The sequence below is a fragment of the Mesorhizobium sp. 10J20-29 genome (assembly GCF_054130485.1).
In genome coordinates this window covers 437,102-456,321 of sequence record NZ_CP199156.1, presented here as the reverse complement: position 1 = coordinate 456,321, position 19,220 = coordinate 437,102, and the positions used below count along the sequence as shown (strand labels likewise).

At 65.3% G+C, this 19,220-nt stretch carries 16 protein-coding genes; 4 read left to right on the top strand and 12 right to left on the bottom strand.

Annotated elements, in window-relative coordinates; all coding sequences use genetic code 11:
- Positions 1–67: 67 nt before the first annotated feature.
- The 10 genes from ACT2BZ_RS02200 to puuE all read right to left on the bottom strand — a co-directional run bounded on the left by ACT2BZ_RS02200 (position 68) and on the right by puuE (position 12,417).
- Positions 68–1,660: an ABC transporter substrate-binding protein gene (locus ACT2BZ_RS02200; protein WP_457938962.1), complete on the bottom strand. Its 1,593-nt coding sequence runs from the start codon at positions 1,658–1,660 to the stop codon at positions 68–70.
- Between the two features lie 78 nt (positions 1,661–1,738).
- Complete coding sequence (locus ACT2BZ_RS02195) at positions 1,739–3,394, bottom strand: ABC transporter ATP-binding protein (RefSeq protein WP_457938960.1); 1,656 nt, start codon at positions 3,392–3,394, stop codon at positions 1,739–1,741.
- The gene (locus tag ACT2BZ_RS02190) at positions 3,394–4,218 is read right to left on the bottom strand and encodes an ABC transporter permease (RefSeq protein WP_457938959.1); all 825 of its coding nucleotides are present in this window, start codon (positions 4,216–4,218) and stop codon (positions 3,394–3,396) included. The genes ACT2BZ_RS02195 and ACT2BZ_RS02190 overlap by 1 nt, the downstream gene beginning before the upstream one ends.
- A gap of 9 nt (positions 4,219–4,227) precedes the next feature.
- A complete protein-coding gene (locus tag ACT2BZ_RS02185) occupies positions 4,228–5,187 on the bottom strand; it encodes an ABC transporter permease (RefSeq protein ID WP_457938958.1) in 960 nt (319 codons plus the stop codon).
- Between the two features lie 14 nt (positions 5,188–5,201).
- Complete coding sequence (locus tag ACT2BZ_RS02180; protein WP_457938957.1) at positions 5,202–6,791, bottom strand: ABC transporter substrate-binding protein; 1,590 nt, start codon at positions 6,789–6,791, stop codon at positions 5,202–5,204.
- A 150-nt stretch (positions 6,792–6,941) separates the two neighbouring features.
- Positions 6,942–8,945 (bottom strand): CocE/NonD family hydrolase, encoded by a 2,004-nt coding sequence (locus ACT2BZ_RS02175; RefSeq protein ID WP_457938955.1) that lies wholly within the window; start codon positions 8,943–8,945, stop codon positions 6,942–6,944.
- A gap of 72 nt (positions 8,946–9,017) precedes the next feature.
- Positions 9,018–9,611: a nucleoside deaminase gene (locus ACT2BZ_RS02170; protein ID WP_457938953.1), complete on the bottom strand. Its 594-nt coding sequence runs from the start codon at positions 9,609–9,611 to the stop codon at positions 9,018–9,020.
- Between the two features lie 2 nt (positions 9,612–9,613).
- Positions 9,614–10,126 (bottom strand): ureidoglycolate lyase, encoded by a 513-nt coding sequence (locus ACT2BZ_RS02165; protein WP_457938952.1) that lies wholly within the window; start codon positions 10,124–10,126, stop codon positions 9,614–9,616.
- 1 nt (position 10,127) lies between these two features.
- Positions 10,128–10,973 (bottom strand): bifunctional allantoicase/(S)-ureidoglycine aminohydrolase, encoded by an 846-nt coding sequence (locus tag ACT2BZ_RS02160; RefSeq protein WP_457938951.1) that lies wholly within the window; start codon positions 10,971–10,973, stop codon positions 10,128–10,130.
- 10 nt (positions 10,974–10,983) lie between these two features.
- Positions 10,984–12,417, bottom strand: a complete 1,434-nt coding sequence (puuE, locus tag ACT2BZ_RS02155; RefSeq protein WP_457938950.1) for an allantoinase PuuE — start codon at positions 12,415–12,417, stop codon at positions 10,984–10,986.
- Between the two features lie 180 nt (positions 12,418–12,597).
- Here puuE and uraH point away from each other — a divergent pair, with 180 nt between their 5' ends.
- From uraH to xdhC, 4 genes are read left to right on the top strand one after another with little or no spacing between them, the layout of a single operon-like run.
- Complete coding sequence (gene uraH, locus ACT2BZ_RS02150; protein ID WP_457938948.1) at positions 12,598–12,963, top strand: hydroxyisourate hydrolase; 366 nt, start codon at positions 12,598–12,600, stop codon at positions 12,961–12,963.
- Between the two features lie 4 nt (positions 12,964–12,967).
- Complete coding sequence (xdhA, locus tag ACT2BZ_RS02145) at positions 12,968–14,449, top strand: xanthine dehydrogenase small subunit (RefSeq protein ID WP_457938946.1); 1,482 nt, start codon at positions 12,968–12,970, stop codon at positions 14,447–14,449.
- Between the two features lie 10 nt (positions 14,450–14,459).
- The gene (gene xdhB / locus ACT2BZ_RS02140) at positions 14,460–16,808 is read left to right on the top strand and encodes a xanthine dehydrogenase molybdopterin binding subunit (protein ID WP_457938944.1); all 2,349 of its coding nucleotides are present in this window, start codon (positions 14,460–14,462) and stop codon (positions 16,806–16,808) included.
- The gene (xdhC, locus tag ACT2BZ_RS02135; protein WP_457938943.1) at positions 16,805–17,629 is read left to right on the top strand and encodes a xanthine dehydrogenase accessory protein XdhC; all 825 of its coding nucleotides are present in this window, start codon (positions 16,805–16,807) and stop codon (positions 17,627–17,629) included. Before xdhB ends, xdhC begins: the two co-directional genes overlap by 4 nt.
- Before the next feature lie 18 nt (positions 17,630–17,647).
- Here the strand turns inward: xdhC and dps are convergent, their stop codons facing one another.
- Together dps and ACT2BZ_RS02125 are read right to left on the bottom strand one after the other, a co-directional pair.
- Positions 17,648–18,091, bottom strand: a complete 444-nt coding sequence (dps, locus tag ACT2BZ_RS02130) for a DNA starvation/stationary phase protection protein Dps (RefSeq protein ID WP_457938941.1) — start codon at positions 18,089–18,091, stop codon at positions 17,648–17,650.
- Positions 18,092–18,267: 176 nt separating this feature from the next.
- The gene (locus ACT2BZ_RS02125) at positions 18,268–19,188 is read right to left on the bottom strand and encodes a LysR substrate-binding domain-containing protein (protein WP_457938939.1); all 921 of its coding nucleotides are present in this window, start codon (positions 19,186–19,188) and stop codon (positions 18,268–18,270) included.
- Positions 19,189–19,220: the final 32 nt, after the last annotated feature.

Below are 19,220 nucleotides of genomic sequence, written 5' to 3'. Positions count from 1 at the left end.
CTTCTAACCAAGAAAATCCCCGCCACGGTATACCGCGGCGGGGATCATTATCGACGTCCAGTCAGGCTCAGGCGGTGAGCCAGCACTCGCAGAGCGCGTAGCCGTCCATCATCTCGCCCTGCGGGTTGGCAACCCAGCCGGCAACCTTCTTGGAATCCACCGCATCGATGAACTGGTTGAAGAACGGCACGATCGTGCCGCCTTCGTCACGCACCATCATGCCCATGTCGTGGTAGATGGACTTGCGCTTGTCCTGGTCGAGCTCGCCGGCGGCTGCACGCAGCATGGCGTCGAACTCCGGCCGCTTGAAGCGGGTGTCGTTCCAGTCGGCGGTCGAGGCGAGCGCGGTCGCGTACATCTGCGACTGCGTGGCGCGGCCACCCCAGTAGGACAGCGAGAAGGGCTGCTTGTTCCAGACTTCCGACCAGTAGCCGTCACCAGGCTCGCGCTTGATCTCGATCTTGATGCCGGCCTTGGCGCAGCTCTGCTGGTAGAGCTGGGCAGCGTCGACCGCGCCCGGGAAGGCAACGTCGGAGGTGCGCAGCAGGATCGAGCCGGAGTGGCCGGACTTCTTGTAGTGCTCTGCGGCCTTTTCCGGGTCGAATGTGCGCTGCTCGATGTCGTTGGGGAACAGCGGGTAGGCCGAGTTGATCGGGAAGTCGTTGCCGATCGTGCCGTAGCCCTGCAGGATCTTGTCGAGCAGTTCCTCGCGGTCCATGGCCAGCTTCAGCGCCATACGCAGGTCGTTATTGTCGAAGGGCGCGGTGTCGCAGAACATGTTGAACGGATAGAAGCCGCGGCCCGAAGTCGCTTCGACCGAGACGCCGGGGACGCGCTTGACGAGGTCGACGACCTTCGGCTCGATGCGGTTGATCATGTTGACCTGGCCGCCCTGCAGGGCCGAAAGGCGTGCAGTCGCGTCGTTGATCACGACGATTTCCACCTGGTCGGCATGGCCGAGCTTGTCGCCCAGCCAGTAGTTGGCAAAACGCTCGCCGCCATGGCGCACGCCCGGTTCGTTGACCGAAACCTTGTAGGGACCCGCGCTGATGCCGGCGTTCGGATCGTCCTTGCCGCCATTGGGCTGGATGATCAGGTGATAGTCAGCCATCAGGTAGGGGAAGTCGGCATCCGGCTCGGCCAGGGTCACGGTGACCTCCTTGCCGCTCGTCTTGACGCCCTTGATGTTCTTCAGGATGCCCAGCGCGCCGGATTTGGAGTTCTCGTCCGCATGACGCTCGATCGTCGCGGCCACGTCCTCGGCGGTGACGGTCTTGCCATTGTGGAACTCGATGCCGTCGCGAACCTTGATGGTCCAGGTCGTGGCATCGCCCGACGAGCCGATTTCCTCGGCGATCAGGTTTTCCAGCCCGCCGTCCGGCTTCAGCCGGTTCAGGTACTCGCCCCACTGCTTGCCGAAGCTGAACATGACCTGGCTGAGGATCAGCGCCGGGTCCATGCTGTTGGTGGACTCGCCGCCCTGCAGGCCGGCACGCATGATGCCGCCCCTGACGGGCGTCTGGGCCTGGGCTGCGCCGGAGAGCAGCGTGTTGGCGAAGGCTGCCGAGGCGCCGAGCGCTGCGGCTCGGCCGAGGAAATCACGCCGCGACATGCGTCCGGCAACGGTCAATCGGCTTAGGAATTCGAGTTCGGTGGTCATATTCTACAACTCCCATTGTTGTTGGTTGGCCATCGTGAGCCAGGCTCGTGACGGCTGTTTGACTAGGACAGTGACGGATCAGTTTCCGGCACTCTCCATTCTGCGGCCCTTGATGGCCTTCTCCAGCCAGCCGATCTCCATTTCCGGTACGGAGGAGAGCAGCAGGTCGGTGTAATCGTCGAAAGGCGGCGCCAGAACCTTGCTTTTGGGTCCGTAGCGCACGACCTCGCCACGATACATGACGGCGATGGAATCGGCGATCGATTTCACCGTCGCCAGGTCGTGGGTGATGAAGAGATAGGCTACGCCTTCCTCCTTCTGCAGGCCGAGAAGCAGCTTGAGAATGCCGTTTGCCACGAGCGGATCGAGCGCCGAGGTGACCTCGTCGCAGATGATCAGCTTGGGCTTGGCGGCGAGCGACCTGGCAATGCAGACACGCTGCTTCTGGCCGCCGGAAAGCTCGGCCGGGTAGCGATCGCTGAAGCCCTTGCCCATCTCGATCTTGTCGAGCAGTTCGGCGATGCGTCGGTCGCGCTCGGCGCCGCGCATGTTGAAATAGAACTCCAGCGGCCGGCCGATGATGGTGCCGACGGTCTGACGCGGATTCATCGCCACGTCGGCCATCTGGTAGATCATCTGCAACTGCCGCAGGTCTTCCTTCGGGCGGTCGGCCAGCCGGTTGGCGAGCGGTCTGCCGTCAAAATCGACCGTGCCCTGTTCGGGCGGCAGGAGGCCGGTGATGGCACGCGCCAGGGTCGACTTGCCGGACCCGGATTCGCCGACCACGGCCAGCGTCTGGCCCGGAAAAATATCGACCGAGACGTCCTTCAAGACCTTCGGACCGCCGCGGCCATAGGCGGCCGTGACGTTCTTGACGGAGAGAAACGGCGCTTCGCCCGGCTGCTGCTCGTCATGCGTGATCTCGTGCACGGAAACGAGCGCGTTGGTGTATTCCTGACGCGGTTCCTTGATGATCTGCTGGGTGCCACCCCACTCGACCAGCCGGCCGTGCCTGAGCACCATGATCTCGTCCGAGACCTGGGCGACGACGGCAAGGTCATGCGTGATGTAGAGCGCGGCGACGCCGGTATCGCGGATCGCATCCTTGATCGCCGCCAGAACGTCGATCTGGGTAGTCACGTCGAGCGCGGTTGTCGGCTCGTCGAAGACGATCAGGTCCGGCTCCGAGCAGAGAGCCATCGCCGTCATGACGCGCTGCAACTGGCCGCCCGAAACCTGATGAGGATAGCGCTCGCCGATGTTTTCCGGATCGGGAAGGCTGAGCTTGCGGAACAGTTCGACGGCGCGCTTCTCGGCCTGGGCGCGCGTGCCCGTGCCGTGTTCCAGCGACGCCTCTATCACCTGGTCGATCAGCTTGTGGGCGGGATTGAAAGCTGCCGCGGCCGATTGCGCGACATAGCAGACCTCCTTGCCGCGCAGCTTTCGGATGCCGCGCTTGCCGGCCTTCATGATGTCGCGGCCGTTGAGCATGACCTCGCCGCCGGTGATGCGAACGCCACCGCGGCCGTAACCCATGGCCGACAGGCCGATGGTCGACTTGCCGGCCCCGGATTCACCGATGAGGCCGAGCACCTTGCCGCGCTTGAGCGACAGCGAGACATCGTGAACCAGGACGATGTTCTTCGGCGCCTCGCCGGGCGGGAAGACCGTCGCCTCGATGCGAAGCTTGCGGATGTCGAGCAGGGGGTCCTGCTTCTTTGCTGCCTCGGCCATTATCCGCGCCCTCCCTTCAGGCTGGTGGTGCGGTTCAGGATCCAGTCTGCGACCAGGTTGACCGAGATGGCAAGCGCGGCAATCGCTGCGGCCGGGATGAGGGCTGCGGGAATGCCGAACACGATGCCGTCCTTGTTTTCCTTGACCATGCCGCCCCAGTCAGCGTCCGGCGGCTGCACGCCAAGGCCGAGGAAAGAGAGGGCAGAGAGGAACAGCACGGCGTAGATGAAGCGCAGACCGAGCTCGGATATCAGCGGCGAAAGGGCATTCGGCAGAATCTCGCGGAAGATGATCCAGACCGTGCCTTCGCCGCGCAGCTTGGCAGCCTCGACGAAGTCCATCACGTTGATGTCGACGGCGACCGCGCGCGACAGCCGGTAGACGCGCGTCGAGTCGAGCAGGCCCATGACCATGATGAGCGTGACCAGCGTGGTCGGCAGCACCGACAGCACGACGAGGCCGAAGATCAGGGTCGGGATCGCCATCAGGAGATCGACGAAGCGCGACATCAGCGTGTCGAACCAGCCGCCGAGCACGGCGGCCGTGAAGCCGAGGATCGAGCCCAGCGAGAAGGACAGCGCGGTTGCGAGCACCGCGATGAAGATCGTGACGCGGGCGCCGTAGATCATGCGCGACAGGAGATCGCGGCCGAGATTGTCGGTGCCGAGCAGGTAGCTCGACGAGGCCGGTTCCCAGACATCGCCAACGATCTGCCCGTTGCCGTAAGGGGCAATCAGCGGCGCGAATATCGCGGCAAACAGGAACATGGCGGTCAGGACGAGCCCGACCAGCGCCGGGATGGGTATACGTCGGATGTTCAGCATGGCGCGCCCCTACTTCGGATGCCGGAGGCGCGGATTGGCGACGATCGCCCCGATATCCGCAACGATGTTGAGGGTGATGTAGACGGCGGCGAAGATCAGGCCGACGGCCTGCACGACCGGCACATCGCGCTTGGAGACGTGGTCGACGAGATATTGTCCCATGCCGGGATAGACGAAGATCACCTCGACGACGACCACGCCGACGATGAGGAAGGCGAGGTTCAGCATGACGACGTTGATGATCGGTGCGATGGCGTTCGGGAAGGCGTGCCGGCGGATGACGTCGATTGCCGACAGGCCCTTCAGTTCGGCCGTCTCGATATAGGCCGACTGCATGACGTTGAGGATGGCGGCGCGCGTCATGCGCATCATGTGGGCGAGCACGACCAGCGTCAGCACGGCGGCCGGCAAGGCGATGGCCTGCATGCGGTCCATGAAGGGCATGCCGTCATAGACGGTCGAGATGCCCGGGAAGATCTGCCATTTGACGGCGAAGAAATAGACCAGGAGATAGCCGATGAAGAATTCCGGGAACGAGGTGGAAGCGAGCGCCAGTCCGGAAATCAGCTTGTCGACCCAGCCGTTGCGGTAGCGCACGGCGAGCAGGCCAAGCCCGATGGCCAGCGGGATGGATACCGCCGCGGCCCAGAAAGCGAGGAACAGCGTGTTCCACAGCCTGCCGCTGATCGAGGTGGCGATGTCCTGCCCGCTGGACAGTGCCGTGCCGAGATCGCCGGTGAGAATGCCGCCGAGCCAGTTGAAGTAGCGGACATAGGCGGGGTCATTGAGGCCGAGTTCGGCGCGCAGATTGGCGAGCGACTCGGGCGTCGCCGACTGGCCGAGGATGGACTGGGCGACGTCGCCGGGCAGGATCTGCGTGCCGGCAAAGATCAGGACCGAAACGGCCAGGAGGAGAAGGATACCCAGCGCGATGCGCTGGGCAACCAGTTTCAGGATTGGTGATGACATGTCCGCGGCGCCGATCAGGCTTCAAGCCAGCACTTGGCAAGTGCGTAACCGTTCATCAGTTCCTGGTGCGGGTCGTCGACCCAGCCGCCGACGCCATCGCCCGTCGCGTCGATGAAGTCGTTGAACATCGGCAGGATCAAGCCGCCCTCGTCGCGCACGATCACCGCCATGTCGCGGTACAGGGCCTTGCGCTTCTCGTTGTCGAGTTCGGCGCGGGCGGCGATCACCATCTTGTCGAAGTCGGGGCGCAGGAAGCGGGTGTCGTTCCAGTCGGCGGTCGAAAGATAGGCGGTCGAATACATCTGGTCCTGTGTTGAACGGCCGCCCCAGTAGGAGGTGCAGAAGGGCTGCTTGTTCCAGACTTCCGACCAGTAGCCGTCGCCGGGCTCGCGCTTGACCTCGACCTTGATGCCGGCCTTGGCGCAGCTCTGCTGGTAGAGCTGGGCGGCGTCAACGGCGCCGGGAAAGGCGACGTCGGAGGTGCGCAGCAGCACGGTGCCATCATGGCCCGATTTCTTGTAGTGGAAGGCGGCCTTTTCGGGATCGAAGGTGCGCTGCTCGATGTCGTCGGAGAACAGCGGGTAGGCCGAGTTGATCGGGAAGTCGTTGCCGACCGAGCCGTAGCCGCGCAAGATCTTGTCGACCATCTCTTCGCGGTCCATGGCGAGCTTCAGCGCCATGCGCAGGTCATTGTTGTCGAAGGGCGCCGTGTTGCAATGAGCAATGAAGACATAGTGGCCGGGGCCCGAATGGTTGCGGATGGTGACGCCCGGCAGGCGCTTGATCAGGTCGACGATCTTTGGCTCGACCCGGTTGATCATGTTGACCTGGCCGCCCTGCAGCGCGGCCGTGCGCGCCGTCGCGTCATTGATGACGATGATCTCGACCTGGTCGGCATGACCCATCTTGTCACCCTGCCAGTAGTTGGCAAAGCGCTCGCCGCCGTGCCGCACGCCGGGCTCATTGACTGCAATCTTGTAAGGCCCGGCACCGATGCCGGCGTCGGCGCCGTCCTTGCCGCCGTTCGGCTGGACGACCAGATGGTAGTCGCTGAGCAGGTAGGGCAGGTCGGCATTGGGCTCCTTGAGCGTGATGACGACTTCCCTGCCGCTCGCCTTGAGGCTCTCGATGCCCTTCATGTAGCCGAGCGCGCCGGATTTCGAATTCTCGTCGGAGTGGCGCTCGAGTGTCGCAACCACGTCTTCCGGCGTTACCGTCTTGCCGTTGTGGAACTCGATGCCGTCGCGGATCTTCAGCGTCCATACCTTGGCGTCGTCGGACGAGCCGATTTCCTCGGCAATGCGCGGCTCGAGGTCGCCCTCGGGCGACAGCTCGACGATCATTTCGCCCCACATCTTGCCGAAGGCGAAGGGCACCTGCGTCATGAACAGTGCCGGGTCGAGGCTGTTGGTGGATTCGCCGCCGACCAGACCGGCCTTGAGAATGCCGCCCTTGACCGGGCCCTCCGCCCGCGCTGCGCCTGCAAGCAGGGAATTGGCGAAGGTCGCTGAAACACCGAGCGCGGTGGCGCGGCCAAGGAATTCACGCCTGCTGAGTCGGCCCTGGGCGACGCGGCGGCTCAGGAAATCCAGTTCGTTTGACATGACAGGTTCCTCACTCTGCGGTTTCGACCTTCGGCCGTTCTTGTTTTTATGCTGGTCTGAATATTGACCGGAATGGAGCGACGTCCGCAAGGCGGATTGCGACATGCCGTGGCGTAAATCAAATTCCGCCATGGCCCAATGGAGGTCTGGTCAGATGAAGCCGCGGGGGGCGGTTTCGTCGAAGTCCCGCTCGAAGACGAGCCGGGATCCTTCGCGGGCGACAATGCGGCCGCGCAGATGGAAGCTTGTCGCATCCGAGGTCATTTCGGTCAAGGTTTCGGTCGATACCGACCAGCCATCGCGCGACAGCGTCTGCGTCCAGCGCGTGCTGCCATGCGCCGATAGAGTGTCGTCCGGATCGATCGTCCAGCTCTCCTCGGCGGTGCCACCCGATACGAGGCCATGGTCGAGATCGCGCACCTCGCCGAAGTCGTCGACGATATCGAGCCGCACGCGTCCATCCGCCGTCCGCTTGACCGTGCGGCTGTTTGAAGATGGCCGCAGCGTCTCGATCTTCCAGGGCGTGGCGGCTTCGGGCTCGGCGAAGCTCCATTCGTCGCCGGTTCCCGATGGGCGCACCGGCAGGTCAATGGCGCCTTCCGCCAGCGTTAGCGCGACGGGCTCGGGCGACGGCCAGACCAGAGGCCAGTAGGTCGAGGAGATCGCGACACGCAGTCGGTTGCCGGGCTTCACCGAGTAGGCGATGTCGTCGAGCTGCAGCGCGACCTGCATCGCCTCGCCGGGAACCACATTGCGCGGGAATTCGTGGCTGTCGCGGTGGCAGAGGTTGAGCACCCCATAGGTGATGCGGGTCGAGGCGCCGTCAGCCTGCAGGTCGCAAAGCCGAACCGCGACCATGGCGCGTGGCCGGTCGGCCGCGAGCGTCAGCCGGACGACCGGCGCGCCGACGATGTCGAGCGGGGCGTCGAGCGGCTCGCTGTCGAAGCAGGCAGATTTTTCGTCGTCGATGCGCTGGTCTCCCGGCAATTCCGGGCCGAGCCAGATGGCGCAATATTCACCCCCGGCCAGGCCGCAATCCTGCGGCGAGGCGATGATCGTGGGGGGCATGGGCGTCGCATCCGCGGCGAGCCGATTGCCGGCGCCGAGCGTGAATCGGAGCGGTGCGCGGTCCGGCACCGCCCAGACCGACTCGGCGATCCAGCGACCGGGCCGCTCGTCGTACCAGTCGCGCGGCGGTTCGGAGTCCATGACGTAGAGCCGCATGGCCGGGTCGTTCTCGACGCCGGTGTCGATGCCCTTCAGCCAGTGGTCCCACCAGCGCAGCGCCTCCTGCAGGAAACCGATTGCCGGCTTCGGCACGGCGAAATGCGGGTATTTGTGGATCCAGGGTCCGACGATGCCCTTGGCCGGCGCATCGATGCCGGCAACCAGCCGCGAGACGGCGTTCTTGTAGCCGTCGCCCCAGCCGCCGATGGCCAGCGTCGCGGCCTTGATGGCGGAAAAATCCTCGCAGACCGAGCCGCGTTTCCAGTAGGCGTCGCGCGTCTGGTGGCGCAGCCAGACGGCGGGCAGGAAGGGTTCGTGCTCCAGCCGGTCGAGCCACATGGCGCGCCATTTGTCGCCGACGATCGCCGGGTCCGGAGGGCGCGAGGAATAGGAGAGCATCGTTGCGCCCCAGCCCATGTTCTCGTTGAGCAGCAGGCCGCCCTTGAAGTGGATGTCGTCGGCGTAGCGGTCGTCGGTCGAACAGAGCGTGATGATCGCCTTCAGTGCAGCCGGGCCCTTTGCAACGACCTGCAGCGCGTTGAAGCCGCCCCAGGAAATCCCCATCATGCCCACCTTGCCGCTGCACCAGGGCTGTGCAGCCGCCCAGGCAATGACGTCGCAGGCGTCCTGCAATTCCTGCTCCGAGTACTCGTCCTCCATCAGCCCGTCGGAATCGCCGTTTCCGCGCATGTCGACACGCAGGCAGGCATAGCCGTGGCCGGCGAAGTACGGATGGGTCAGGCTGTCGCGCGCCGTCGTGCCATCGCGCTTTCGGTAGGGCAGGTGCTCGAGGATGGCCGGAACCGGATCCTGGTCGGCATCGACAGGCATCCAGACCCGTGCGGACAGGCGGCAGCCGTCGGGCATGACGATGCCCATGTCGGGAAATTCGAGGGGTTGTCGCGGAAAGTCGGTGACGGTCTTCATGCGGGCCACGTTGCCTCGGCACAAGGCCCTGCGTCCAGACGGAATCCGAGCATGGGCGCGCCGCTTGCTGCCTCAGTTCAGTGGAATGTCGTTGTCGGTCTTGCTGTCCTGGTAGATCGCCGACATCTCGTCATAGCGCTTCGAAATCGCGGCGATGCGGGCTTCGAGCCTAGACCGGTCCGGTTCCGGAAGGTCGTGCACCAGCCTGCGGATGCCGAAGCTCTTCCAGTAGGCGTTTTCGGCATTGTATCCGCCAGGATCGAGCGTGAAGACCTCCTTCAGGATCTTCAGGTCGTGCGGGATGGCGAAGCTGTCGCGCGAATCCTCGTGACTGAACAGATAGTAGAAATTGTCGAAGCCGGTCCAGGTGATGGCCGAGAGGCAGAGCGAGCAGGGCTCGTGCGTGGCGAGAAAGATGCAGTCGCGCGTCTCGGGCCGGTCGGCCCTGGGCATCTCGTAGAAGCGCTTCAGGCAATGAATCTCTCCGTGCCACAGCGGGTTCTCGGTCTCGTTGTTGGTCTCGGCGAGCACCAGCGAGCGGTCGTCCTTGCGCAGGATCGCCGCGCCGAACAGCTTGTTGCCATGCGCCACCCCCTCGGACGTCTTCGGCACGATATCCTGCTCGATGACATCGAGCAGGCGGTCGATCAGCGACACTTCGGCCATCGTCAGAGGCTCCCGGGGAGACGGATTTCATAGGGCTCGGAGAAGACGTGCTCCTCGAGGTTCACGCCGTCGCCGCCGCGGTCGACGACAAGAAAATCCTGCGGCTCGCCGATGACCGTCAGGACGCCGTGCCACAGGTTGCGCGGATAGTTTACGCCCTGCCCCGGCGCGGTGACGAAGGCATGCGGCTCGCCCGGCTTGCCCGCCTCGTCATGGCAGACGACGACGATGAATGGCTGCGGCGACAGCGGAATGAAGGCCTGGCTGCCGAGCGGATGGCGCTCGACCATGCGCATCGCAAGGGGGAGCCGATAAGGCTGGCCCTGGAAGATGTTGATCAGCACGTGGCCGTCCGGGCCCGCCGCCTCGGGGCGCGCCAGCGCGTGGAAGCGCTCGGTCATGCCGCCATTGATAGGATAGTGCAGGCCGCCTTCGGTATCGATGACGTCGCCGAATTCGGCGAACTTCTCGCGGGTCAGCGGCCGGGCGGTGATGACGCGGGACGGTGAGCCCATGTCAGCCGCCGAACCGCTGGACCGGCGCGCCGAGCTTCATGTGGCGGTTGACGTCCTTGTAGAGCAGATAGCGGAATTTTCCGGGGCCGCCGGCGTAGCAGGCCTGCGGGCAGAAGGCGCGCAGCCACATGTAGTCGCCGGCCTCGACTTCGACCCAGTCCTGGTTCAGCCGGTACACCGCCTTGCCCTCCAGCACGTAGAGGCCGTGCTCCATGACATGAGTCTCGGCAAAGGGGATCGTGCCTCCGGGCTCGAAGGTGACGATGTTGACGTGCATGTCGTGGCGCAGATCGTCCGGATCGACGAAGCGCGTCGTCGCCCAGCGTCCCGCGGTGCCCGGCATCGACAGGGGGATGATGTCCTGCTCGTTGCGGAACACCGGCTCCGGCACGTCGAGGCCGTCGACGCGGTCGTAGATCTTGCGGATCCAGTGGAAGCGGGCGTGCGCGGCACCATCATTGCGCAGGGTCCAGCCGCATGACGGCGGCAGGTAGGCATAGCCGCCAGGCTGCAGGCGGTGGGCCTCACCGCCGAGCGTCACGGTGACTTCGCCCTCCATGACGAACAGCACGCCTTCGGCACCGGCGTCCGGTTCCGGCCGAACGCTGCCACCGCCCGGCGCGACCTCCATGACGTATTGCGCAAAGCTCTCGGCGAAGCCCGAGAGCGGACGCGACAGGATCCAGGCGCGCGTGCCGTCCCAGAAGGGCAGGGCGCTGGTCACGATGTCGCCCATCACCCCCTTGGGAATGACGACATAAGCTTCGGTGAACACGGCGCGGCCAGTCAGAAGCTGTGTCTGCGGCGGGTGACCGCCTTGCGGTGCGATGTACTGGGGACCGGCCATCTGATCTTTCCTAGGAAGGCAGCATGTCTGTGAGCCTGAGCCTTGCGATGCGCTCGACCTGGCGGCAGGCGGTGTCGAATTCGGTGGCGTGGTCGTTGCCAATGCGCGTCTCGAAGGCGGCGAGGATGTCGTCCTTGGTCTTTCCCTTGACCGCGATGATGAAGGGGAAGCCGAAGCGCGCTACATAGGTCGCGTTGAGGTCAGTGAAGCGGCGGCGCTCCTCGTCGGTCAGCGCGTCGAGGCCGGCGGAGGCCTGTTCGCTCGTCGATTCAGGCGTCAGGCGCCTTGCTGCCGCCAGCTTGCCGGCAAGATCGGGATGCGCGTTGAGCACGCCGAGGCGCTCGGCCTCGCTGGCCGAACGGAATATCCGCGCCAGCGCGTTGTGCAATCCGCCGGCGGTGTCGTGCGCTGCGCCCAGTTCCAGCCGGTAGGCCCGCTCGGCGATCCAGGGCGAATGCTCGAAGACGCTGCCGAAGCGCCGCACGAACTCGTCTTCCGGCATGCGCGAGGGACGCAGTTCCGGCGCGCGGTAGGGATGATGCTTCTGCCAGTGGCGGGCGATGTCGATGCGGCGCGGCAGCCAGACCTTCTCGTGGCCCTTGACGTATTCGATGAAACGCTTGAGCGCAGCCGCGCGGCCCGGTCGCCCGACCAGCCGGCAGTGCAGCCCGATGCTCATCATGCCCGGCCGACCTGACTTTCCCTCGGCGTAGAGCGTGTCGAAGCTGTCCTTCAGATAGGCGAAGAACTGGTCGCCGGAATTGAAGCCCTGCGGCGTCGCGAAGCGCATGTCGTTGGCATCGAGCGTATAGGGGATGATCAGCTGCGGCGGGATCTCGTTGCCATGGCCGTCATGGTCGAGCCAGTAAGGCAACTCGTCGTCATAGGTATCCGAGACATAGGCGAAGCCGCCTTCGGCCGCCGCCAGCCGAACCGTGTTGATGGAGGTGCGGCCGGTGTACCAGCCGGTCGGCCGCTCGCCGGTCACCTCGCGGTGCAGGCTGATCGCCTCTTCCATGTCGCGCGCCTCGTCGGCGGCCGAATGGTCGCGGTAGTCGATCCATTTCAGGCCGTGCGAGGCGATCTCCCAGCCTGCCTCCTGCATCGCCGCGACCTGGTCGGGGGAGCGGGCAAGCGCGGTTGCGACGCCATAGACGGTGACCGGAACGCCGGCTTGCGTGAACATGCGGTGCAGGCGCCAGAAGCCGGCGCGGGCGCCATATTCGTAGATCGATTCCATGTTCCAGTGGCGCATGCCGGGCCAGGGCGCGGCGCCGACCACTTCGGACAGGAAGGCTTCCGAGGCCTGGTCGCCATGCAGAATGGAATTCTCGCCGCCTTCCTCATAGTTGACGACGAACTGCACGGCGACACGCGCACCGCCCGGCCATTGCGGATCGGGCGGGGTGCGCCCATAGCCACGCATGTCTCGGTAGTAACGCATATTCCTCCGTCGCCGGCTCGGGCCGGTCTCTCGATTTTCGAGGATAGTCGTGGGACAGGGGAAAGAATTCCCCCGAAATTTTTGAAAGTCTTTTTGTGGCGCTTGGCTTCACCCGGACTTATGCATGGCCTTTAATTGACGCACAATCGTGCATTGACGGAACAAGGGAGGACCTGCCGAATGTCGAATGCAGGGGGCGGACGCCTGACGACCCACGTTCTCGATACCGCTTCCGGCCTGCCTGCGGCGGGCCTCGGGATCGAGCTCTTCCGCCTTTCGGGCGGCGAGCGCACGCATCTGAAGACGGTCGTCACCAATGCCGACGGGCGTTGCGATGCCCCGCTTCTCGAGGGCCACGACTTCGAAACCGGCGAATACGAGCTGGTCTTTGCCGCCGGCAACTATCTGCGCGGCCAGGGCGCCGAGTTGCCCGAGCCCGCCTTCCTCGACATCATCCCGATCCGCTTCGGCATGGCCGAGGCGCGCCACTATCATGTACCGCTGCTCGTTTCGCCCTACGGCTATTCGACCTACCGGGGAAGCTAGAGCCATGGCCAAGCCAAAGACACGCAACGAACTGCGCTTCATCCTGAACGGCGAGGACGTGGCGCTGTCGTCGGTTGCGCCGGACGAGACGCTGCTCGACTATCTGAGGCTTCGCCGCTCGCTGCGCGGCACCAAGGAAGGCTGCGCGGAAGGCGACTGCGGGGCCTGCACGGTGCTGGTCGGCAGGCTGTCGGGCGGCAGGCTGGTCTACGAGAGCGTCAATGCCTGCATCCGCTTCATGGGTTCGCTCGACGCCTGTCACGTCGTCACCATCGAGCATCTGCGCGGCACGGACGGTGGACTTCATCCCGTGCAGCAGGCGATGGTCGATTTCCACGGCTCACAATGCGGCTTCTGCACGCCGGGCTTCGTCATGTCGCTCTACGCGCTGTGGATGAAGTCGCCCGATCCGACGGACGCGGCGATCGAGAAGGCGCTGCAGGGAAACCTCTGCCGTTGTACCGGCTACGAGGCGATCATGCGCGCCGCGCGCGCCATCTCGAGCTACGGCAAGGCGGCGAAGGACCCGCTCGCCACCGAGCGCAAGGCAATCAGCGCGCGGCTTGCAGCACTCGACGACGGGTCGCGTGTCGACATAGGTGCAGGCGCCGACCGGCTGGTCGTGCCGGCGGATGCCGACGATTTCGCCAAGATCCTCAAGGACCATCCGGAGGCCACCATCGTCGCCGGTTCGACCGATGTCGGGCTCTGGGTCACCAAGCACATGCGCCGCATTTCGCCGGCCGTCTTCGTCGGCAATCTCGACGGCCTCTGCGGCCTCTCGGAGGAGAGCGGCGTCATCAGCATCGGCGCCGGCGCAACCTATACCGACGCCTTCGCCATGCTGTCGAAGCGCATCCCGGCGCTCGGGCCGCTGTTCGACCGCATCGGCGGCGACCAGGTGCGCAACATGGGAACGATCGGCGGCAATATCGTCAACGGCTCGCCGATCGGCGACACCCCGCCGCCGCTGATCGCGCTGGGCGCCAGCCTGACGCTCAGGCGCGGCAAGAAGCGGCGAACGATCCCGCTCGAGAAATACTTCATCGCCTATGGCAAGCAGGACCGGAAGCCCGGCGAGTTCGTCGAGGCCGTCCACGTACCGGTGCCGGCAAAGAGGGTGCATTTTGCCGTCTACAAGATCACCAAGCGGCGCGACGAGGACATCACCGCCGTGCTCGGCGCGTTCCACCTGACGCTGGCGAACAACGGCACGGTCGGCGCGATCCGCATTGCCTATGGCGGCATGGCGGCGACACCGAAGCGGGCGAGCGCCGTCGAGGCAGCGCTCCTCGGAAAGCCCTGGACGGAAGCCACCGTCGAAGCGGCGATTGGCGCCTACGATGTCGATTTTTCGCCACTGACCGACATGCGCGCCTCGGCCGAGTACCGCTCGCTGGCAGCAAAAAACCTGCTCAGGCGCTTCTTCGTCGAGACCACCGGCACCAAGGCGCCGGTCCAGGTCTCTAGAAGCGTTGCGGCGTGAGGGCATGGCCATGAACAAGCACGCGGCACCCGACCTCAAGGCCAGCAAAATCAGCGGCGGCGTCGCCACCGACCAGCGTCACGATTCCGCGCACAAGCATGTCTCCGGGCAGGCGGTCTATATCGACGACATGCCGGAGCCGGCCGGCACGCTGCATGGCTGCCTCGGCCTGTCGACGGTAGCTCACGGCACCATCAGGAAGATGGACCTGTCGGCGGTGCGTTCGGCGCCGGGCGTCGTCGACGTGTTGACCGGGCACGACATCCCAGGCGTCAACGACATCTCGCCCACCGGCCGCCACGACGAGCCGGTGCTGACGACAGACACCGTTCAGTTCTTCGGCCAGCCGCTCTTCTGCGTCATCGCCGAGACGCGCGAGCAGGCTCGCCGCGCCTGCGGCCTCGCCAGGGTGGAATACAAGGAAAAGCCGGCGATCATCGACGTGGCCGGTCTCGATCCCGCCAAGGCGAAGCAGGTGACGGCACCGCTGACGCTGAAGCGCGGCGACGCAGCCAAGGCCATCGCCAAGGCGCCGCGCCGGCTGAAGGGCCGCATGCGGCTCGGCGGTCAGGACCATTTCTACCTCGAGGGCCAGATCGCCTTCGCCATCCCCGGCGAAGACCATGACGTCACCGTTTACTCCTCGACGCAGCATCCGAGCGAGGTGCAGCACATGGTCAGCCACGTGCTGGGCGTGCCGAGCCATGCGGTGACGGTCGAGATCCGCCGCATGGGCGGCGGCTTCGGCGGCAAGGAGACTCAGGGCAACCAGTTCGCGGCACTCGCGGCCGTCGCGGCCAAGAAGCTCAACCGCGCCGTAAAGATTCGTCCCGACCGCGACGACGACATGACCGCGACCGGCAAGCGGCACGATTTCATGATCGACTATGAGGTCGGCTTCGACGACGACGGCAACATTCTCGGCGTCGAGTATCTCTACGCCGCGCGCTGCGGCTTCTCGTCCGACCTGTCCGGACCGGTCACCGACCGGGCGCTGTTTCACTGCGACAACGCCTATTTCTGGCCGGCGGTGAAGGCGGTCTCGGCGCCGCTCTACACAAACACGGTGTCCAACACCGCCTTTCGCGGCTTCGGCGGTCCGCAGGGCATGATCGGCGCCGAGCGCGTCATCGACGAGGTTGCGTTTGCCACCGGCAAGGATCCGCTCGAGATCCGCAAGCGCAATTTCTACGGCGATACCGAGCGCAACGTGACGCCCTACCACCAGCCTGTGGAGGACAATGTCATCCAGCGCGTCGTCTCCGAGCTTGAGGAGAGCGCGGACTACGCGCGCCGCCGGCGCGAGATCGACGCCTTCAACGCCAACAGCCGCATCATCAAGCGCGGCCTGGCGCTGACGCCGGTGAAGTTCGGCATCTCGTTCACCGCAACGCACTACAACCAGGCCGGCGCGCTGGTGCATGTCTACACCGACGGCTCGGTGCACCTGAACCATGGCGGCACCGAGATGGGGCAGGGGCTCTACGTCAAGGTGGCGCAGGTCGTGGCCGAAGAGTTCCAGATCGACATCGACCAGGTGAAGATCACCGCGACGACCACCGGCAAGGTGCCGAACACGTCGGCGACAGCCGCTTCTTCCGGCGCCGACCTTAACGGCATGGCGGCCAAGGCCGCGGCGCGCACCATACGCGACCGGCTTACAGACTTCGCGTCCGACAAGTACCAGGTCCCGCTCGACCAAATCGAGTTCCTGCCCAACCGGGTGCGCGTCGGCAACCAGGAGATCGGCTTTGCCGAGCTGGTCGGCCAAGCCTATATGGCGCGCATCCAGCTGTCGGCCGCCGGCTTCTACAAAACGCCGAAAATCCACTGGAACCGCGACAAGGGCGAGGGCCATCCCTTCTACTACTTCGCCTATGGCGCCTCCTGCTCTGAAGTCTCGATCGACACGCTGACCGGCGAATATGTCGTCGAGCGCACCGACATCCTGCACGAGACCGGCCGCTCGCTGAACCGGGCGATCGATCTCGGCCAGGTCGAGGGCGGCTTCATCCAGGGCATGGGCTGGCTGACGACCGAGGAGCTGTGGTGGGACGACAAGGGACGGCTGCGCACCTTCGCGCCATCGACCTACAAGATCCCGCTCGCCTCCGACCGGCCAAAGATCTTCAACGTCACGCTGGCGGACTGGAGCGAGAACCACGAAAACACCGTCCACCGGTCGAAGGCTGTCGGCGAGCCGCCGCTGATGCTTGGAATGTCGGTGCTGCATGCTCTGTCGGACGCCGTTGCAAGCGTCGCCGACCACCGGATCTGCCCGCGCCTCGACGCGCCGGCGACGCCGGAGCGCGTGCTGATGGCGGTCGAGCGGCTGAGGCGCGAAGCCGCCGGAAAATGAGCCGGGTCGCCGACAGACTGCGCGCTTTCCTCGACGTGTCGCCTGTCGCGGCGCTCGTCGAGGTCGCGTCGGTCAGGGGCTCCGCGCCGCGAGACGCGGGCGCTTGGATGCTTGTGTCGCCGGACCGCATTTTCGGCACGATCGGCGGCGGCCAGCTCGAATTCATGGCGATCGACAAGGCCCGCGAGATGCTAGCGTCTTCGGGCGACCGACCAGCGGCGGAGACACTGTCGCTCGACGTGCCGCTCGGGCCGGAAATCGGACAGTGCTGCGGCGGGCGAGTCGAGGTGTCGATCAGAATGGCCGACGAAAGTGCCAGGGTCGAACTGGTCGCTGCGGCCGGTGCCGGCGATGCCAGCCGGCCGCATGTCTATCTGTTCGGCGGCGGCCATGTCGGCCGAGCACTGGCCTCGGCGCTCGATCTGCTGCCGCTCAACACGGTCGTGGTGGAGACGCGCGCGGATGCGCTCGAGGACATGCCCGACGGGGTTGAGACCCGGCTCACGGCTGTCCCGGAAGAGATGGTGCGTAACGCGCCCGCGAGTTCGGCCTTCGTGGTGCTGACGCACGACCACGCGCTCGATTTCCTGATCGTCGCCGCGGCCCTCGGACGCGCGGACGCGGCCTATGTCGGCATGATCGGGTCGAAGACCAAGAAGGCAACGTTCAGGAACTGGTATTTTCGCGAGGCTGGCGGCAACGAGGCGGACTTTGCCCGTCTCGTCTCGCCGATCGGCGGCGACAGGGTCGCCGACAAGCGGCCGGCGGTCATTGCCGCACTTGCCGCCGCCGAAATCCTGACCGCCCTGACCGCGCCCTGAAGCGCGGCTGCCTCTTGCCTAGTTCGGTTCCTGGGTGTGCGCCTCGAGGAACCACAGCAGCTTGTCCAGCGAACGCGAATAGGCGGTGAAGATGTCGGCGGTGTCGGCATCGCCCGCCTCGTCGGCCTCGTCGATCGACTTGCGCGCCAGCTTGGCGGCCGTGGCGTAGCGGTCGATGAGGGCTGCGAGGTGATCCTTGGTCTTGTGGATGTCGGTCGGATAGGGCTTCAGCCCGGTCGACTTGCCGACTTCCTGCGTGGTGCCGTGCGCGGTGCCGCCCAGCTGCACGGCGCGCTCCGCGATGGTGTCGACGTGACCGTCGATCTCCTTGCGGAAGGTGTCGAGCATCTCGTGGATGGCGATGAAGTTCGGCCCCTTGACGTTCCAGTGCGCCTGCTTGGTCAGCAACGCCAGGTCGATGGAATCGGCGAGCCGATCGTTGAGGATTTCGATCGACTGCATCCGGGCATTCGACTTGAGATCGTTCTTGGTGGGATGGTGTCCATTGGATGGCTCCTTGATTGGTGCGGCCTGGAGGCGCTGTCCTCCCGTCACGCGGCGCAACGCGGCACGTACGCACGAATGCAATTATCCGGGCGGCCTGCACCAACCCGCTGGCGGCCGATTGGTTCCTTCAGTCAACGTCCCGCCAAAAGGTCCTTGATCAGGCGCTGGCAGCGCTCGGCCATGAAGTCGAGAAGCAGGCGCACCTTGGGGTCCTGCAGCTTCTTGTGCGGATAGACCGCTGCAAGCTGCACCGGCGTTGGCGGCGTGTCGGCCAGGATGACCTTCAGCCGCTGGTCGCGGATAAAGGGTTCGATCTCGAAGCGCGGCTTGTTGATGATACCGCGCCCGGCAAGCGCCCAGCCGGTCAGCACGTCGCCATCGTCGGAATCATAGGGCCCGCGCACCTCGAACTTCTGCTGGCCGGTCGGCATGTTGAAGACCCAGAAATGCTCGCGCATGCCGGGATAGCGCAGCATCAGGCAATCGTGACTGTCGCCGATCAGGTCCTGCGGAATCTTCGGCTCGCCGCGTGCGGCGAGGTAGCCGGGGGCCGCGGCCAGCACACGCTCGCAATCCATGATGCCGCGCATGCGGAGGCTGGAATCCTCCAGCCGCCCAAGGCGGAAGGCAACGTCGATGCCTTCCTTCATCATGTCGACGTCATGGTCCGACAGGCGAAGCCGCACTTCGATGTCGGGATACTTGTCGCGGAAATCGGGGATACCCGAGGCGATCAGCCGGCGGCCGAGCCCGAGCGGTGCGGTGACGCGGATGGTACCGCGCGGCTGGCCGGACAATGCGCTGACGGCGGCCTCCGCCTCGGTCACTGCGTCGAGAATGTTCTTGGCGCCGGCATAGAACACCGTGCCCTGCTCGGTCGGCATCAATTGCCTTGTCGTGCGGTTGAACAGCCTGACACCGAGGTGCTTTTCCAGTTCCTTGATGCGGTTGGAGGCGACCGCCGGGGATATGCGCATGTCGCGGCCCGCCGACGACAGGCTGCCGAGTTCGACCACCCTTACAAACACCGCGATATTGTCGAGATAGGCCATGCCGACGGGCTTCCTTGCGCATTGCCGCTTCG

Coding starts and splice junctions, on each gene's coding strand:
- ACT2BZ_RS02200 (WP_457938962.1), bottom strand. CDS start 1,660: ATGACCACCGAACTCGAATTCCTAAGCCGATTGACCGTTGCCGGACGC.
- ACT2BZ_RS02195 (WP_457938960.1), bottom strand. CDS start 3,394: ATGGCCGAGGCAGCAAAGAAGCAGGACCCCCTGCTCGACATCCGCAAG.
- ACT2BZ_RS02190 (WP_457938959.1), bottom strand. CDS start 4,218: ATGCTGAACATCCGACGTATACCCATCCCGGCGCTGGTCGGGCTCGTC.
- ACT2BZ_RS02185 (WP_457938958.1), bottom strand. CDS start 5,187: ATGTCATCACCAATCCTGAAACTGGTTGCCCAGCGCATCGCGCTGGGT.
- ACT2BZ_RS02180 (WP_457938957.1), bottom strand. CDS start 6,791: ATGTCAAACGAACTGGATTTCCTGAGCCGCCGCGTCGCCCAGGGCCGA.
- ACT2BZ_RS02175 (WP_457938955.1), bottom strand. CDS start 8,945: ATGAAGACCGTCACCGACTTTCCGCGACAACCCCTCGAATTTCCCGAC.
- ACT2BZ_RS02170 (WP_457938953.1), bottom strand. CDS start 9,611: ATGGCCGAAGTGTCGCTGATCGACCGCCTGCTCGATGTCATCGAGCAG.
- ACT2BZ_RS02165 (WP_457938952.1), bottom strand. CDS start 10,126: ATGGGCTCACCGTCCCGCGTCATCACCGCCCGGCCGCTGACCCGCGAG.
- ACT2BZ_RS02160 (WP_457938951.1), bottom strand. CDS start 10,973: ATGGCCGGTCCCCAGTACATCGCACCGCAAGGCGGTCACCCGCCGCAG.
- puuE (WP_457938950.1), bottom strand. CDS start 12,417: ATGCGTTACTACCGAGACATGCGTGGCTATGGGCGCACCCCGCCCGAT.
- uraH (WP_457938948.1), top strand. CDS start 12,598: ATGTCGAATGCAGGGGGCGGACGCCTGACGACCCACGTTCTCGATACC.
- xdhA (WP_457938946.1), top strand. CDS start 12,968: ATGGCCAAGCCAAAGACACGCAACGAACTGCGCTTCATCCTGAACGGC.
- xdhB (WP_457938944.1), top strand. CDS start 14,460: ATGAACAAGCACGCGGCACCCGACCTCAAGGCCAGCAAAATCAGCGGC.
- xdhC (WP_457938943.1), top strand. CDS start 16,805: ATGAGCCGGGTCGCCGACAGACTGCGCGCTTTCCTCGACGTGTCGCCT.
- dps (WP_457938941.1), bottom strand. CDS start 18,091: ATGCAGTCGATCGAAATCCTCAACGATCGGCTCGCCGATTCCATCGAC.
- ACT2BZ_RS02125 (WP_457938939.1), bottom strand. CDS start 19,188: ATGGCCTATCTCGACAATATCGCGGTGTTTGTAAGGGTGGTCGAACTC.